The 1,598-nt window shown below is 39.4% G+C and carries 1 protein-coding gene, 1 tRNA gene and 1 other RNA gene; all 3 read right to left on the bottom strand.

Going from position 1 to position 1,598, the window contains the following annotated elements:
* Positions 1 to 2 precede the first annotated feature (2 nt).
* Positions 3 to 90: transfer RNA gene (locus ABYK33_RS15760), tRNA-Ser, on the bottom strand.
* Positions 91 to 169: 79 nt separating this feature from the next.
* An RNA gene (gene ffs / locus ABYK33_RS15755) (signal recognition particle sRNA small type) lies at positions 170 to 267 on the bottom strand.
* Between the two features lie 34 nt (positions 268 to 301).
* Complete coding sequence (locus ABYK33_RS15750; RefSeq protein ID WP_373034267.1) at positions 302 to 1,378, bottom strand: AAA family ATPase; 1,077 nt, start codon at positions 1,376 to 1,378, stop codon at positions 302 to 304.
* Positions 1,379 to 1,598: the final 220 nt, after the last annotated feature.

Genomic DNA, 1,598 nt, shown 5'->3' with positions numbered 1-1,598 from the left:
TATGGCTGAGAGGAAGGGATTCGAACCCTCGGTGAGTTACCCCACACAGACGTTCCAGGTCTGCACCTTCGACCACTCGGACACCTCTCATTATACATATGAAATATCTATCAATAAACAAAAAAAGTTTTTGGATTATCGTTTGAAGATATTAAGAAGATCGTAATACCCCTCCCCAGATCCCTGCGGCACACAGTAAAGAAAGGTGGGCTGCTATGTTCCCATCCTGACCCGTTGTCTCTCAGAACCGTTGCACAGGTCTGAAAAGAGGCATGCGAATTTTAGCCAAAGCTAGCTTATATTACTCTTCATCATTGATTACACTCCATTCATCAAATGGCAATGCTTCAAAGTGTAGTTTCTCTATGTCGTATTCATAGCTGTTGGCAACAGTGACGATGGTTACTTTTTTGATACCGTACTTTTTGTAGATGGAAAACTTGCTTTGTGACTTTACCCAGAGGCTCTCTTCACTCTCAAACGGTGCAGGAATGATGAGTTCATCGTTTGTAGTTACATATCCATGAATACCCAGTGTTTGTACTTTAATGTGGTGTTTCATAAGTGCCAAGGCTATCATCGTGTCAAACTGCATAATGAAGGGTTGCCCTATGGTAAGGTATTTGGCAAAGGCAAAATCAAAGAGCAGCATCTTTTTCCCTGACTTCTGGTAGCGGTCTTCTATGAACAACACAAGCTTTTCCTGAGTAAACAGTTTCATCGTTTTGTAGAGCCAGTCTTTTGAAACCTTAAATTTCTCTTTTGCAAAGGTATAGATCTGATGGGTTGTAAGATGTTTGGTATGGTGTTGAGCCAAGATGAGAAGTAGCTTCTGTTCATTTTCATCGAAGGAACTTTGTAAAAAGGTTTTCATCGCCTGGATACTTGTTTTTTGTGACCTTGCGATCACGGGCAGCGTACCGGCACGTAAGAAATGGTTAAACCCACTGCTCTGTGCAGCACTGGTCTCAAAAGCAAGAAACTCTTCATAATCTAAAGGAAAAAGCTCAACAGGACTCAGCCCTTTATCCTCAAGAGGTATACGTGTAAGTACAATGAGCCTCTCTACATTAGGAAAATAGGGGAGGTATCCTTCTTGGTAATGGTCAAGTATGAGCAGGGTGATACCCTCACGGTCTATATACTGTTGCAGAGACAGAGTCGAGAGTGTATTGAAAATGAGGTTGGGATCCTCTATATCTATATAAAGGGCAGTCTCTTCATTTTCTTCCTGCATGAGATCAAGAATGATAGTAGTTTTTCCTGAGCCACGTACACCGTAGAGGTTCATATCTCCCTTTAGAGGTAATTGACATTTTCTGGGAATATAATTTTCAGTGACATAACGTTGATTTTGATAATATTCAAGTAATTGCATATGTATCCATGTGATATTTTTCCTTTTTAAAAGGAAATATTTTTGAGTATTGTAGCGTTTTTAGACTAAAAAGTATTGTACCTTTCAAAAACTTTGGGTATAATTCGCGTTCCTAAATTTATGTTAGAGGGTTTAAACCCTGTGTTTTAGGCACGTACTAACGAGTTCTTTTAAAGGTAAAATATGGAAAAAATTAGATTAAAGCTTAAAGCTTACGATC

The organism is Sulfurovum sp. (genome assembly GCF_041562805.1).
Lineage (GTDB): Bacteria > Campylobacterota > Campylobacteria > Campylobacterales > Sulfurovaceae > Sulfurovum.
This window is presented reverse-complemented; position numbering and strand designations above follow the sequence as displayed.